The sequence below is a fragment of the Dehalococcoides sp. genome (assembly GCF_041654235.1).
Classification (GTDB): domain Bacteria; phylum Chloroflexota; class Dehalococcoidia; order Dehalococcoidales; family Dehalococcoidaceae; genus Dehalococcoides; species Dehalococcoides mccartyi_B.
Map to the genome: position 1 here is coordinate 1 of NZ_JBAZDW010000035.1, position 14341 is coordinate 14341.

At 49.4% G+C, this 14341-nt stretch carries 11 protein-coding genes and 1 pseudogene; 5 read left to right on the forward strand and 7 right to left on the reverse strand.

Annotated features, from left to right (window positions below; translation table 11 throughout):
• A partial coding sequence (locus WC259_RS05425; RefSeq protein WP_372643506.1) for a hypothetical protein occupies window positions 1–171 on the forward strand: 171 nt, incomplete at its 5' end.
• A gap of 85 nt (window positions 172–256) precedes the next feature.
• Here WC259_RS05425 and prmC read toward each other — a convergent pair.
• The 4 genes from prmC to WC259_RS05445 all read right to left on the reverse strand — a co-directional run bounded on the left by prmC (window position 257) and on the right by WC259_RS05445 (window position 5344).
• Window positions 257–1090 carry a peptide chain release factor N(5)-glutamine methyltransferase gene (gene prmC / locus WC259_RS05430; RefSeq protein ID WP_015407142.1) on the reverse strand — a complete coding sequence of 278 codons (834 nt, stop codon included), beginning with the start codon at window positions 1088–1090 and terminating at the stop codon, window positions 257–259.
• Window positions 1090–2157: a peptide chain release factor 1 gene (prfA, locus tag WC259_RS05435; protein WP_011309573.1), complete on the reverse strand. Its 1068-nt coding sequence runs from the start codon at window positions 2155–2157 to the stop codon at window positions 1090–1092. The genes prmC and prfA overlap by 1 nt, the downstream gene beginning before the upstream one ends.
• Before the next feature lie 118 nt (window positions 2158–2275).
• Window positions 2276–4234 (reverse strand): acetate--CoA ligase, encoded by a 1959-nt coding sequence (gene acs / locus WC259_RS05440; protein WP_011309572.1) that lies wholly within the window; start codon window positions 4232–4234, stop codon window positions 2276–2278.
• Window positions 4235–4258: 24 nt separating this feature from the next.
• Window positions 4259–5344 (reverse strand): NDP-sugar synthase, encoded by a 1086-nt coding sequence (locus tag WC259_RS05445; protein WP_015407140.1) that lies wholly within the window; start codon window positions 5342–5344, stop codon window positions 4259–4261.
• 303 nt (window positions 5345–5647) lie between these two features.
• On the opposite strand from WC259_RS05445, the gene WC259_RS05450 reads away from it, so the two are divergent.
• Genes WC259_RS05450 through folE form a run of 4 tightly spaced genes read left to right on the forward strand, consistent with a single transcriptional unit; the run spans window position 5648 to window position 9894 of the window.
• Window positions 5648–6916: a peptidylprolyl isomerase gene (locus WC259_RS05450; RefSeq protein WP_372643502.1), complete on the forward strand. Its 1269-nt coding sequence runs from the start codon at window positions 5648–5650 to the stop codon at window positions 6914–6916.
• A gap of 17 nt (window positions 6917–6933) precedes the next feature.
• Window positions 6934–8235, forward strand: coding sequence for a homoserine dehydrogenase (locus WC259_RS05455; protein WP_011309569.1), 1302 nt, complete (start codon window positions 6934–6936; stop codon window positions 8233–8235).
• Window positions 8236–8243: 8 nt separating this feature from the next.
• Entirely contained in the window at window positions 8244–9290 is a 1047-nt protein-coding gene (thrC, locus tag WC259_RS05460) for a threonine synthase (RefSeq protein WP_011309568.1), read from the forward strand.
• Between the two features lie 34 nt (window positions 9291–9324).
• Window positions 9325–9894 (forward strand): GTP cyclohydrolase I FolE, encoded by a 570-nt coding sequence (gene folE / locus WC259_RS05465; RefSeq protein ID WP_011309567.1) that lies wholly within the window; start codon window positions 9325–9327, stop codon window positions 9892–9894.
• 81 nt (window positions 9895–9975) lie between these two features.
• On the opposite strand, the gene WC259_RS05470 is transcribed toward folE, so the two are convergent.
• The 3 genes and pseudogenes from WC259_RS05470 to WC259_RS05480 all read right to left on the reverse strand — a co-directional run.
• The gene (locus WC259_RS05470; RefSeq protein ID WP_011309566.1) at window positions 9976–10761 is read right to left on the reverse strand and encodes a dihydroorotate dehydrogenase electron transfer subunit; all 786 of its coding nucleotides are present in this window, start codon (window positions 10759–10761) and stop codon (window positions 9976–9978) included.
• Window positions 10762–10770: 9 nt separating this feature from the next.
• Window positions 10771–14010, reverse strand: coding sequence for a carbamoyl-phosphate synthase large subunit (carB, locus tag WC259_RS05475; protein WP_012984403.1), 3240 nt, complete (start codon window positions 14008–14010; stop codon window positions 10771–10773).
• Between the two features lie 55 nt (window positions 14011–14065).
• Window positions 14066–14341 (reverse strand): annotated as a pseudogene (locus WC259_RS05480) (carbamoyl phosphate synthase small subunit); the annotation flags it as partial.

Sequence of the window (14341 nt, forward strand, 5' to 3'; positions counted from 1 at the left end):
GCCCAGGCTCCGCTGGGTGAGGTGCAACACTACGCCATAGACCTGAAGTCTATCACCCAGGGGCGCGGGCATTTCAAGATGGAGTTTGCCCATTACCAGCAGGTTCCGGCCCATATTACCCAGAAATTGGTTGCCGACAGGCAAGCCCAACTGGAGGCGGAAAAGACTTAAACCTGCTGTATTTCAAGGTATTATAGGGGGGCGAAAGCCCCCCTTTCTTATTTGGCGGTTATACGGCAAACGGCAAAATGTTTTTTCAGATGGGCAGGGTAAGGGCAACTATTCTAGGTATGCCTGCATAGTCAGAGATTATTTCTAATGACGCTTGGGGAAGGGTGTCTTTTATATACTTTGCGAGTAATTCTGACTGGTGTATGCCTATTTCCAGCAGGGCAGTGCCGCCGGGACGAAGTCTGGCGGGAAGAATGGGGATTAAGCGGCGGTATAAATCCAGCCCGTCTTTTCCTCCGTCCAGTGCCAGCCGAGGTTCGCCATTAAGCAATACGGCTTCGGCTTTGGGTACATAGGGTAGATTTGCCGCCAGTATGTCTACCATTTCGGGCAGGCTGGAGAGCAGGTCTCCCTGATAAAAGCTTAGCCGTTTTTCCAGGCGGTATTCTTCGGCGTTTTGGCGGGCTACTTCCAGTGCATCTTCAGAGATGTCTGCGGCATATACGTAAGCATCTTTGAGTTCCAGTGCCAGAGTGATGGCAATAACTCCGCTGCCTGTGCCGATGTCTGCAATATATGGGCACTCGTAATGCCGGGCAATCTGGAGGGCTTTTTCTATAAGGTGTTCGGTTTCCGGTCTGGGTATAAGCACCCGTTTGTCTACCAGAAAAGTGCGGCCGTAGAACTCTTTTTCGCCAGTTATATAAGCACTTGGTTCACCCTCAAGGCGGCGTTGGAGTGTTTCAAAATAAGCAGTTTCTTTTTCGGGCTTAAGTTCCCGTTCAAGTTCCAGATGGAGCTGTACCCGGCTGATACCCAAAGTATGCCGCAGGAGTATTTCAGATTCAAGGCGGGCTTCCTCAAGCCCGTTATCCTGAAGGAGACCGGCGGCTTTTTGCCACGCCTCCCGGTATTTCATTAGTCCTCGCCTTTGAGGAGTTCAGTTTGCTCATGGGTGGCTAAGGTGTCAATAATTTCGTCCAGATAGCCTTCCAGTATGTGGGGCAGGTTATGGGCGGTAAGGCCTATACGGTGGTCAGTCAGACGGTCCTGCGGGAAGTTGTAAGTGCGTATCTTTTCACTGCGGTCTGCCTGTCCCACTTGGGCACGGCGGCTCTCGGTCCGTTCCTCATCAACCTTGCTTTGTTCCAGTTCCATCAGTCTGGCCCGAAGTACGGCAAAGGCTTTATTCTTGTTTTTTAACTGGGAGCGTTCGTCCTGACAGCAGACTACCAGACCTGTGGGCATATGGGTAAGGCGGATAGCGGTAGCCACTTTTTGAACGTTCTGTCCGCCGGCACCGCTGGAGTGGAAAATATCCACCCGTACTTCATCCATATTTATATCTATGTCTACTTCCTCTACCTGAGGGAGCACGGCTACGGTGGCGGTAGAAGTATGGATACGGCCGGATGCTTCTGTCTGGGGGACGCGCTGTACCCGGTGGACACCCCGTTCGTATTTCAGGCGGCTGAAAGCCCCTTTGCCATTTACCTCAAAAACTACTTCTTTTATAATGCCGGCTACGTTACCGTTTATATCAATGACTTCAGTCTTCCAGTTTTTGAGCAGGGCATAGCGGATATACATTTTGTAAAGGTCAGAGGCAAACAAACCTGCCTCGTCACCGCCTGTGCCTGCCCGTATCTCCATAATAATACTCTTGTCATCGTTGGGGTCTTTAGGCAGAAGTTCAAAGGTCATCTGTTCGTAAAGGTCTGTCAGGGATTTTTCGAGGTTTTCAATCTCTCCGCGAACCATTCCCCGCATGTCTTCGTCCTTTTCACTCTCAAGCAGGTTTTTGGCTTCCTCAAGCTCTTTGGCCATTGTCTTGTAACGGCGGTACATTTCCACTTTATCCTGCAGATCAGCCCGCTCTTGGGCAAGTGTACGCACCAGCCGGGCATCGTTTATGACTTCCGGTTTGCTTATTTCCTCTTCAATTTCTATGAAGCGTTTTTCGCAGTTTTCTAATCTTTCAAGCATTGGCCTAAACCTTTATTTCTTTGATGACAGTTAAAATATTATCTTATAGTCAAAAATTTTACAAAAGAGAGCGGGTACAGCCGAAACTGTACCCGCCGCATAACCTTTAAAACCTGAGCTAGTGTTTGTGGTGTTTGCGTGCCGCCAGCAGTTCGTCGAAAGCCGCTCTGGCTTCATTGACCGAAGTTTCATCGTCAAGGGTGGTGGTATCACCGATAGGTACTTCGTTGGCAACAGCCTTCAGCAGGCGGCGCATAATCTTGCCCGAACGGGTTTTGGGCAGTTTCTCTACGAAGATAATCTCCTCCGGAGTGGCAATAGTGCCGATAGCCGAGCGGAGATGGTGGGTGAGTTCTCTTTTTACCTCTGCAGAGGCTTCCACGTTTTTCTTCAGGGTGACGAAAACCACAATGGCCTCGCCCTTTACTTCGTCAGGGCGTGAAGCTACTGCCGCTTCGGCAACTGAACTGTGGCCTACCAGTGCATGCTCCAGTTCGGCGGTGCTTATGCGGTGTCCGGCTACTTTGATAACTTCGTCAGCCCGTCCCAAAAGCCAGAGATAGCCGTCTGAATCTTTCATGGAGAAGTCACCCGGACAATACCAGCCGGGGAAACGGCTCCAGTAGGTCTTTTTGTAAAGTTCATCTCCGTTATATATGCCCAGCATTATGCCCGGCCATGGTTTGCGGATAGCAATAAAACCGGTCTCATTAGCCGGCAGTATTTTACCTTCAGCATCTACCACTACAGGATCAACACCCGGCAGAGGCAAAGTGGCCGAGCCCGGTTTTAACGGGAAGGACTGGATACCCGGACAGGGGGTAATCATAAAACCGCCTGTTTCGGTCTGCCACCAGGTATCAGAAATAGGGCAGTTCTCATGGCCTATATTCTTGTAGTACCATTCCCATGCCTCAGGGTTGATGGGTTCGCCTACGCTTCCCAGCATCTCAAGGGTGCTAAGGTCATGTTTGGCAGGCAGTTCCTCGCCGTGGCGCATAAACATGCGTATGGCGGTAGGTGAGGTATAGAATATGCTTACCCCGTATTTATCAATAATCTCCCACCAGCGGTCAACCGAAGGATAGTCCGGTGCACCTTCGTAGATAACCTGAGTCAGACCCAGAGCCAGCGGGGCATATACTACGTAAGTGTGCCCGGTAATCCAGCCTACGTCTGCTGTGCACCAGAAGACTGATTCATCAGTGGGTTTGAAAGCCCATTTTAAGGTATTGCATGCCCAGACACCGTAACCGCCCGTACCATGCAGAATGCCCTTTGGTTTGCCGGTAGTACCTGAAGTGTACAGGATAAAGAGCGGGTCGGTAGATTCCATGGCTTCAGGAGCTACATATTTATCGGCATCTTTAAGCAAATCATGTGCCCACACATCTTTGGTGGGGTCCATAACCACTTCATGGCCGGTATATTTAATAACCAGTACATGTTCAATAGTAGGGGTGGATTTGACTGCCTCATCTACTATTTCCTTGAGCGGCAGTATTTTACCGCGGCGGTGGCCGCCGCTGGCGGTTACAATCATTTTTGAACCGGAGTCATTCACCCTGTCTGCAATAGACTGGGAAGAAAAACCTGAAAATATTACGTTGTGGACGGCCCCAACCCGGTTGCAGGCCAGCAGGATATAGACCATTTCAGGTATCATGGGCAGGTAGACGGTTACTTTGTCTCCCTTGCCTATGCCCAGCTTTTTCAGTACAGAGGCATAGCGGTTTACGTTTTCGTAAAGGTCCGAATAGCTGATAGTTTGGGTATCCCCGTTTTCACCCTCCCAGTAGATAGCTACCTTGCTTTTACGCCAGCTTTTGGCATGGCGGTCTACGCATTGGTAAGACATATTCAGCTTGCCGCCTACAAACCAGCGGGCATAAGGCGGATTCCAGTCCAGTACTCTTTCCCATGGCTTTTCCCATGAAAGCACATCTGAGTGTTTTGCCCAGAAAGCCTCAGGGTCAGATAGCGAGCTGTTGTATAGATCCTGGTATCTTTTAAGTGGCCAGAAATAGGTCTTGGTAGGCAGATTTTGCGTGTCAAACTTCTTTTCTTCGGTACTCATGTCTTTTCCTCCTCTTGTCTCTGATTAGATCATAAGGATACCCGGGCAGACTTTGCTGCCGGGTTCCGGCGCGCAACCGCATTCGGCGGTCACATTGTCTCCCAACACCACGTTTTCATATTTGCCGCCGGCTTTCAGGTGGCAATGATTGGCAATGATGGACGAAACAACTTTACATTCGGTTCCTATGGTCACATTCCGCCAGATAACAGATTCGGTAAGGGTAGCCTCATCTTCAATCCGGCATTCCGCGCCGATAACTACTGGCCCTGTGATACGGGCATTTGCGCCTATAACACAATTTTCTCCCACCAGTACCGGCCCGCTGATTTGGGCTGTGGGGTGAAGCTGGCAACCGCGGCCAATGATTATTTCATTACCTCGGCTGAAACCAAAATCTCCGCCCTCGCCGCAGAGTAAATCCCTGTTTAGCTGGGAGTATTTTTCGGGGCTGCCAATGTCTATCCAGTATGCACTGGAAGGATAGGCATAAACCGCCTGGCACTCATTCAGCAGGCGGGTGAAAAGTTGTCTTTCAAAGCTGTGGTTCTCACCCTCAGGTATATATTTGAGTACTTCGGGTTCAATTAAATATGTACCGGCATTTATCATATTGGTTGTTATCTGGGAGGGTGACGGTTTTTCCAAAAAGCGGCTTACCCTTCCGTCAGGTGTTGTTTCCACCAAACCGTATTTGGTAGGGTCATCTACCGGTGTCAGGGCTATGCTGACCAGTGCTTTTCTGTCTCGGTGTGATTGCAGCATAGCGTCTAAATCCAGATGGGTAAAAATATCCCCGTTCAGAGTGAAAAAAGTATCATCCAAAAACCGCTCGGCATTTTTTATTGCTCCGGCTGTGCCCAGAGCCTCATGTTCAACCGAATAAACCAAATTAACTCCAAGGCTCTGCCCGTTGCCGAAATACTGTTCAATGGGGGCAGCCAGATGCCCTTGGGTAAGGATAATATCTTTGATGCCGTAAGAAGACAGGTGACGCAGAACATGGCTGAGGAAAGGTACATTAAGTACCGGGACCATGGATTTAGGCGTGTTTATGCTCAGTGGCCGAAGCCTTGTGCCCTGTCCACCGACCAGAATAATAGCTTTCATCGGTTCTTGTTCTCTTCTAAGCAAATTCTATAAGCTAAGAGGGATAGGGTACAGGAAAAGGATAACAGATGGATAAGTGTATATTGCAATGAGAACTTATCTTAATATATTCGGGGCGGTTAAATCAAGTTTAACCAAAACTGATGCGTTGCGTTATATATTGGTAGAATCTATAATTATGTGACTTTCTTTCCGCAAAGAGGTTAAGACATTTGCGGAGAAGGGATTTATGGACAACAAACTGCCCTTTCTGGAATGGGGGTTGTTTTAAGTACCAGGATAATATTAGGGGGATAGACAAAATTGACTAAAAAACCGCAGCAACCCGTAAAACGCCATTACAGCAAACATCAGGTAGCAAAATTTGAAGCCCAAAGGAAACGCCAGAGGATAATCTTTGCCACCGGGCTTTCGGTGATAGGCATTGTTTTGGCTCTGGTGGGTATCGGTGTATACAAGGGCTGGTATGTAGATCAGTACAAACCCATGCATACTACTGTACTTACCGTTGGAGATACCAAATACAACGTTGCTTATTTCGTAGACGCCCTCAGGCATTTTACTGGCGGTGATTCCCAGTATGCCTATTATTTTATAGATGCAGTATCTGAGCGAATCCAGCTAAACCAGCTTATGGTAGAAAAAGCATCTGAAATGGGTTACACCATATCTGATGACGAAATAGATGCCGCTATAGAGGAAAACAGCCTGACAGATGTGCCCGCCGTACGGGATATTGTACGGGCAAGCTTGCTGACTGATAAACTGAAGACCGAATATTTTGATCCTCAGGTGCCCCAGACCGCTGAACAGCGTGAGGCTCTGGCTATGCTCCTTGAGAGTGAAAACGCCGCCAGTGATGTACTGGCCGGTATAACCACTGATGAAGAATTTGCCGCTAAAGCTGTCGAACTGTCTCTGGAATCAAATACCAAAACTGACAGCGGCAGTATAGGTTTCAAACCTGCCGGTACCATAACTTCCCTTTACGGTTCAGAGATATTGGAAAAGTATATTTTCTCAACCGAAGGGTATGACTATGCTCTGGTACAGGATGCTGACGTAAGCAAACAGAGGGCTTACTGGCTGATAGAAGTGCTGGAACGCAAGACTGATTCCGAGCAGATTCACACTCTGGGTATGCTGTTGCCCTCGGAACAGGTGGCACTTGAGGTAAAAGCCCGATTGGCAGCCGGTGAAAGCTGGGGGGATTTGGCGGTTGAGTTTTCACAACTGGCCAATGTAGAGGAAAACCAGGGCGATATGGACTGGATAACCTTCTCAAGCGTACCTGAGAACGTGGCTGATATTATCTTTGCCACTGATGTAGAGCTGAATACCGTTCTTGACCCCATTCAGGACGATACCAATTATACTCGCGGCGGTTGCTGGATAGTAAGGTTAAAAAGTATTGATGAAAACCGCCAGCTCAGCGAAGATGACCGGAAACTTCTTATAAGTGACAAACTGGACCAATGGACTGCCGACCTGAAGGCTGCCAATCTGGACAAGCTGACCAATACTTTTAGTGACGAACTTATTACCTTTGCTATAACCCAGCTAGACAAATAGGATAGGGGACAATTCCAATGGAAAAAAAGTATATAGGGGTAGGAGTTATCGGTCTGGGAGTAGTAGCCGGACAGGTGTCCAAAGTGCTTTGCGAAAGGGAAGAGTTCCTTTCTGCCCAGCTGGGATTTCCCCTGAAACTGAAAAAAGTTAAGGTTCTCCCTCAGGATATGACCCGCCCTTTGGCAAAGTCTTTGCCGGAAGGCGTGCTGACTACTGATGAAGATGACTTTTTTAATACCCCCGGTCTGGATATAGTGGTAGAGGCTATCGGCGGGGAATACCCGGCCTTCAACCTGCTATCCCGCGGACTGAAAATGGGCAAGTGCGTAGTTACCTCTAATAAAGAGGTTATAGCCAAGCATGCCCCGGAACTGGTCAAACTGGCCAAAGACAATAACGTTGGTCTTCGCTGTGAAGCCAGCGTGGGCGGTGGCATACCCCTTATTTCACCTTTCCAGTATGATCTGGCGGCTAACCATATAAAGGGTATTTACGCCATTATCAACGGGACCACCAACTATATTCTGACCCGTATGGCCAAAGAAGGGCTGGACTTTGCAACTGCTCTTAAACAAGCCCAATCTCTGGGTTATGCCGAAGCTAATCCCTCTAATGACATAGAGGGCACAGATGCCGTGTATAAACTGGCCATTATGGCTTCCATAAACTTCCAGTGCGTGGTAAAGCCGGAAGATATTTACCGCGAAGGCATTTCCCGCCTGACCAGCCGTGATTTCTGCTATGCAGACGAACTTGGGTTTAACATAAAATTGCTGGCTATTACCAAACCCGGCAACGGGCAGATAGAAGCCAGAGTTCACCCTGTGTTTTTACCCAAAGATGATTGGCTGGCAAAGGTGGACGGGGTTTTCAATGCTGTTCTGGTAGAGGGAGATTTGGTTGGGCCGGTTCTCTTTCAGGGGCAGGGGGCGGGGGCTTTGGCCACTTCCAGTGCAGTAGTGGCCGATGTATTGGCCGCCGCTCAGGATATCCACCTTGGGGTGGGCAACCGCATGCGCTGGAATATGGACAAACCGCTTGGCATAAAACCCATGAGTGATATTCTCACCCGTTACTACCTGCGGATGACTGTTACTGATTCGCCGGGTGTGCTGGCTCTTATCGCCAAGGTACTGGGTGACCATAGTATCAGTATTTCGTCTGTAATCCAGAAAGAAACAGACGAGAAAAACCTGACTGCCGAGATAGTTATCATGACTCATCCCGCCAAAGAAGCTTTTGTTCAGCAGGCGCTGGTGAAGTTGGGCGGACTGGATAAGGTTAAGGAAATCAATAATTTTGTTCGGGTGGGTATTTAGGAGAATATATGAAACAGGGTGTCATTGAACATTACCGGAAATATCTGCCGGTTACAGATAAAACCCCGTCACTTACTCTGGGTGAGGGCGATACCCCGTTGGTACGTTGCCCAAAACTGGAAAAAGAACTGGGGGTAGGTGAGCTGTATTTCAAGCTGGAGGGCTGCAATCCTACTGGTTCTTTCAAAGACAGGGGTATGGTAATGGCGGTTGCCAAGGCTATTGAAGATGGGTTTAAAGCGGTTGTGTGTGCTTCCACCGGCAATACCAGTGCTTCGGCTACCGCATATGCGGCCGCAAGCGGTCTTGAGTCTATAATAATCATACCGTCCGGCAAAATAGCCCTTGGCAAACTGGCTCAGGCTATTGTTTATGGGGCAAAAATCATCCAGATAAAAGGCAACTTTGACCAAGCCCTGCAGATAGTCTTCAAACTTACTGAAAAGCACAAGGTGGCTCTGGTTAACTCGGTTAATCCATACCGTATAGAAGGCCAGAAAACCGCCGCTTTTGAGATTGTAGACGCTTTGGGCAAAGCACCTGACTATCTCTTTATACCGGTGGGCAACGCCGGCAATATTACTGCCTACTGGAAGGGTTTTAAAGAATACCACCAGTTGGGCAAAGCAGCTTCACTTCCCAAAATGATGGGCTTTCAGGCTGAAGGGGCTGCTCCCATTGTACGCGGTCACGCCATTGCCGAGCCTGAAACACTGGCCACTGCTATCCGCATCGGCAACCCTGCTTCTTGGAAAAAGGCCGAAGAAGCCAGAGATGAATCAGTCGGGCTGATAGATATGGTTTCAGATGCTGAAATAATGGCCGCTTATCATAAAATGGCTTCTGCCGGTATTTTTGGCGAACCTGCTTCCGCCGCACCCTTGGCCGGGCTGATAAAACGGATAAAGGGCGGTCAGGATTTTTCCGCAAGCCAGATAGTCTGTGTAGTTACCGGAAACGGCCTGAAGGACAGTGATATTGCTATAAAAGGGGCGGGAGGTTTTTCCGAAACCGAAGCCAGCCTTGGGGCAGTGGAAAAAGTACTGGGCTGGTAGGCTGTCGGCTCAATAATTCTGGAGAATTGGTAAAATGTTTGATGAACAGGCAATAAAACAGTCGGTACAAAATATTCTGGTAGCTATTGGCGAAGACCCGGATAGGGAGGGGCTCAAAGAAACTCCCAGACGGGTAGCCCAGATGTATACTGAGCTGTTTTCAGGTATGAACCAAGACCCGGCAGAAGTTTTGCGGGTTGGATACGAACTTGGCCACCGCGAGATGGTTATTATAAAAGATATACCTTTTTACTCTATGTGCGAGCATCACCTTCTGCCCTTTTCGGGGGTAGTCCATATAGGTTATATCCCCAACATTGACGGGCGGGTAGTAGGAATAAGCAAGCTTGCCAGAGTGGTTGAAATTTATGCCAAACGCCCCCAGATACAGGAACGCATGGCCACCCAGATTGCGGACGCTATTATGGACGGGCTTAAATGTGACGGAGTGGCCGTAGTGATAGAGGCCGAACACATGTGCATGGTGATGCGGGGCATCAAAAAGCCCGGCAGCCGGGTGATAACCTCGGCACTTCGCGGTAGTTTCCATAAGTCACCCGCTGCCAGAGCAGAGTTTCTTTCGCTTATCCAGCACAAGGGCTAATTAAAAGTTTAAAATATATGTGAAATGATAAAAGGGGCTTTAAAGCCCCTTTTCGGTTGTACATTTACTGGAAGAGCAGTTTTATATCTTGACTTCGTCCCAATAGATATCCTGTATATCAAATACCGGCCCGTCGTGACAGACAGTTTTCATACCTTTGGTGGTTTTTACAGCACAGCCGTAGCAGATACCCAGACCGCAGGCCATACGTACTTCCAGTGAAACCTGCACGTCTTTTTGGGTAAGTCCGCTTTCCTTGGAAAGGGCTTTCAGCATGGGCATAGGTCCGCAGGCTATTATCTGGTCTGCATCCGCCAGAAACTCCGCCAGATGGCGGGTGATAAGTCCTTTTCTGCCCATAGCCCCGTTTTCAGTGGTAATATGGCAACTGGCTTCTTCCGGAAGCAGGTGGGCGGGGCAAACCTGAAGCTCGGTTTTGGCCCCCTGTATCAGGCTGACCTGTTTGCCCTGCTTCAAGGCTTCGTCTGCCAGAAAACGGAGAGGGGCTATACCCAGTCCTCCTCCCAGCAGAAGCAGGTGTCGGCTTTGTTCGCTTATCCTGAACCCGTTGCCCAAAGGCCCCAGTACCGAAAGGCTGTCTCCGGTTTGGAGTTTGCTGAGCCAGTTTGTGCCGCTGCCTACCACTGCATACATCAGGGCGATAAGCCCTGTTTCCCTGAGGCACTGGTAGATGGAAATAGGCCGCCTGAGCAGGTTTTCACCGCCGCAGGATAGCATTACAAACTGCCCCGGGCTGGCAACGGCGGCTATTTCGGGTGCTTCAAGCCACATCAGGCAGATGCCGGGCATGACCTCTTCATTTTCAATTACACCGGCTGAAAGCTGGTTTAACTGGGTATTTGTCACTATATTTTCCTAACTGCCGCTTTTGCCCTGGCGGTATTCATTTAAGGGCAAGACTGTTATCTGGCGGTTGCCGTTTGCCAGGGCTTCCACAGCGGCTTTGGCGGTATCCATAGAGGTAAAGCAAGGCACTTTGCGTTCGGCGGCTGCCCGGCGGATATAAAAACCGTCCCGCAGGGGTACTCTGCCACCGGTCATGGTATTTATCACTCCGCAGACTGTGCCGTTACGGATAATATCCACAATATTGGGGTGACCCTCGTCCAGTTTCTTGCTTATCTGCTTAACTGTTATACCGGCGGCGGTTATCATGGCGGCAGTGCCTTCGGTAGCATAGAAATTATATCCCAGCCCATGCAGGGTACGGATAAGGGGCAGGGCTTCGGCCTTGTCACGGTCAGCTATGCTGAATAGGAGAGTGCCTGTTTCGGGCAGCATTATAGATGCCGCCTGCAAGGTTTTTACCAGAGCTTTATTGAAGGTGTGGTCTACTCCCATTACTTCACCGGTGGATTTCATTTCCGGCCCAAGGTAGGTATCCACCCCCACCAGCTTTGCCATGGAGAAGACAGGGGCTTTTATGGCTACCAAATCCGTATTGGGCATAATGCCGTTTTGATAGCCCTGTTCGTTTATAGTTTTACCCAGCATAACGTTTACAGCTATGTCCACCATGGGTACACCAGTTACTTTTGAGAGGAAAGGGACAGTGCGTGAGCCTCTGGGATTTACCTCCAGTACATATACTATATTATCTCCCCCTTCGGGGTCTTTGGAGACTACAAACTGGATATTCATAAGCCCGCGTACGTTCAGGGCTTTGCCGATGCGAATAGTATAGTCTGTAATGGTCGCCAAATCATGTTCATTCAGGTTTTGGGTGGGGTAAACTGCCATGGAGTCTCCGCTATGGACGCCTGCCCGTTCAATATGCTCCATAACGCCGGGGATAAACACGGTTTCCCCGTCTGCAATGGCGTCTACTTCCACTTCCTTGCCCACCAGATATTTATCTATCAGTATGGGGTGTCCGGTATTCAGCTCTATGGCGGCGCTCATGTAGCGTACAAGGTCGGATGCATCACTGACTATTTCCATAGCCCGTCCACCTAGTACGTAACTTGGGCGGACTACCACCGGGTAGCCAATACTGTCGGCTATGCTGAGAGCCTCGTCCAGACTGGTTATGCCGGCCCCCGGTGCTTGAGGAATGCCCATCTCGGATAGCAGGCGTTCAAAACGGCGGCGGTCTTCGGCCAGATCTATAGCCTCGGCTGATGAACCGATGATGGGATTGCTGCTTCGGGTAAGGGGAGCAGCCAAGTTTATAGCCGTCTGCCCGCCGAACTGGACAATGCTGGGAGTGGATTCGGGTGCGGATATGTTTTCATTTTCCAGAATATCCCGAACACTTTCTTCGTCCAGAGCTTCAAAATACAGACGGTTTGAGGTATCAAAATCTGTTGAGACCGTTTCGGGGTTGGAGTTTATCATAATGCTCTGCAAACCGGCCTTTTCTAAAGCCCAAGCGGCATGCACCGAGCAGTAGTCAAACTCTATTCCCTGTCCTATACGGATAGGGCCCGAACCTATAACCACTGCTTTTTTAACATTCTGGGGGATAGCTTCATTTTCATCGTCATAGGTGGAGTAGAAATATGGAGTGGCGGCATCAAATTCGGCGGCACAGGTGTCCACCATTTTGAATACCGGTTTTATATTCCATTCCAGCCTTGTCTGCCTGACCTGTTCGGCCAGTTTGCCTGACAGGGTGGCTATTTCTTCATCTGAAAAACCCATTTGTTTGGCTTCAAGCATAAGCAGGGGGGTCAGATTTTCCTTAAGCAGGCGTTTTTCCATGTCGGTAATATTTTTCAGTTTGTATAAAAACCAGTTATCTACCATTGTTTTTTCATGGATAGCTTCGGGTGTATGCCCGCGGCGGAGAGCGGCCAGTATTGTCCACAAGCGGGTATCATGGGCATGAAGGGGATAGGTGGAAAGGTCATCTCCCATTATCCAGCTACGGTCTTCCCAGAGTACGGTTTTCTTGCCGAACTCTAGAGAGCGGATGGATTTGTGGATAGCCGCTTCAAAACTGCGGTCAATGGCCATGACCTCCCCGGTGGCTTTCATCTGCGTGCCTAAGCCCCGATCTCCAAGTGCAAATTTGTCAAAGGGGAAGCGGGGGATTTTAGCTACAATATAGTCTACTGCAGGCTCAAAACAGGCCAGAGTTTTGCCGGTAACGGCGTTTGGTATCTCATCCAGCCGTTTGCCAATGGCTATCTTGGAAGCCACCCGGGCAATGGGGTAACCGGTGGCCTTGCTGGCTAGGGCTGATGAACGGGATACTCTGGGATTAACCTCAATTACATAATATTCGTTGCCATTCGGGTTTAGAGAAAGCTGTACGTTACAGCCGCCTTCAATACCCAATGCCCGTATTATCTTGATGGAAGCGGTGCGGAGCATCTGGGACTCTTTGTTGGTAAGGGTCTGGACGGGCACAACTACAATGCTGTCTCCGGTATGCACCCCCATCGGGTCAAAGTTTTCCATATTGCAGATAGTTATGCAGTTGTCTGCCCCGTCACGCATTACTTCGTATTCAATTTCTTTCCAGCCGGCAACTGACTTTTCCACCAGTATCTGGTGGATGGGTGAGGCATTCAAGCCTGTTTGAGCCACTTCCTCAACTTCATCCCAGTTATGGGCGAACCCGCCGCCGGTGCCGCCAAGGGTATAGGCCGGGCGTATTACCACCGGCAGGCCTATCATATGGGCAACACGGAGTGCGTCTTCGGCTGTAGTCACAGTTTCCGAAGGAGGAACAGGTTCGCCTATTTTAGTCAGCAATTCTTTAAAAAGTTCGCGGTCTTCGGCGGTGCGGATGGTATTTATGGGTGTACCCAGTGAACGCACGTTGTACTTGGCAAGCACGCCTGCGTCTGCCAGATCTACCGCCAGATTAAGTCCGGTTTGTCCGCCCAGAGTAGGCAGCAAACCGTCCGGCCGTTCTTTTTCAATGATTTTGGTTATAGATTCAACGGTCAAGGGTTCAATATATACCCTGTCCGCAACATTTTCGTCAGTCATAATAGTAGCCGGGTTGGAGTTTACCAGTATGGATTCCACCCCTTCTTCACGCATGGCTTTGCAGGCCTGGGTACCGGCGTAATCAAATTCGGCTGCCTGTCCGATGATAATGGGGCCGGAGCCGATAATAAGAACTTTCTTGGGTTTATTCATCACTTCGCATATTCCTTTTTGCTTTCTCAAATAATCCAGTTCTGGGTTTAGTTATTTACTTTTTGGTTTGCTTTATCATTTCCACAAACTGTTTAAACAGATAAGTGGAATCCATCGGGCCGGGTGAGGCCTCAGAGTGATACTGGATAGAGAATACGGGCAGTTCACGGTGGCGAAGCCCCTCCACAGTACCGTCATTCAGGTTAAGGTGACTGACTTTCAGGTCATTTTTCAGGGTGACAGGGTCAATGGAGTAGCCGTGGTTTTGCGAGGTTATATACACCCGTCCGCTCTCAAGGTCTTTGACTGGGTGGTTTCCACCCCGGTGTCC

Bases quoted from the DNA above. Each gene is read 5' to 3' on its own strand.
- prmC (WP_015407142.1), bottom strand. From the start codon at position 1,090: ATGAAATACCGGGAGGCGTGGCAAAAAGCCGCCGGTCTCCTTCAGGAT.
- prfA (WP_011309573.1), bottom strand. From the start codon at position 2,157: ATGCTTGAAAGATTAGAAAACTGCGAAAAACGCTTCATAGAAATTGAA.
- acs (WP_011309572.1), bottom strand. From the start codon at position 4,234: ATGAGTACCGAAGAAAAGAAGTTTGACACGCAAAATCTGCCTACCAAG.
- WC259_RS05445 (WP_015407140.1), bottom strand. From the start codon at position 5,344: ATGAAAGCTATTATTCTGGTCGGTGGACAGGGCACAAGGCTTCGGCCA.
- carB (WP_012984403.1), bottom strand. From the start codon at position 14,010: ATGAATAAACCCAAGAAAGTTCTTATTATCGGCTCCGGCCCCATTATC.
- WC259_RS05455 (WP_011309569.1), top strand. From the start codon at position 6,934: ATGGAAAAAAAGTATATAGGGGTAGGAGTTATCGGTCTGGGAGTAGTA.
- thrC (WP_011309568.1), top strand. From the start codon at position 8,244: ATGAAACAGGGTGTCATTGAACATTACCGGAAATATCTGCCGGTTACA.
- folE (WP_011309567.1), top strand. From the start codon at position 9,325: ATGTTTGATGAACAGGCAATAAAACAGTCGGTACAAAATATTCTGGTA.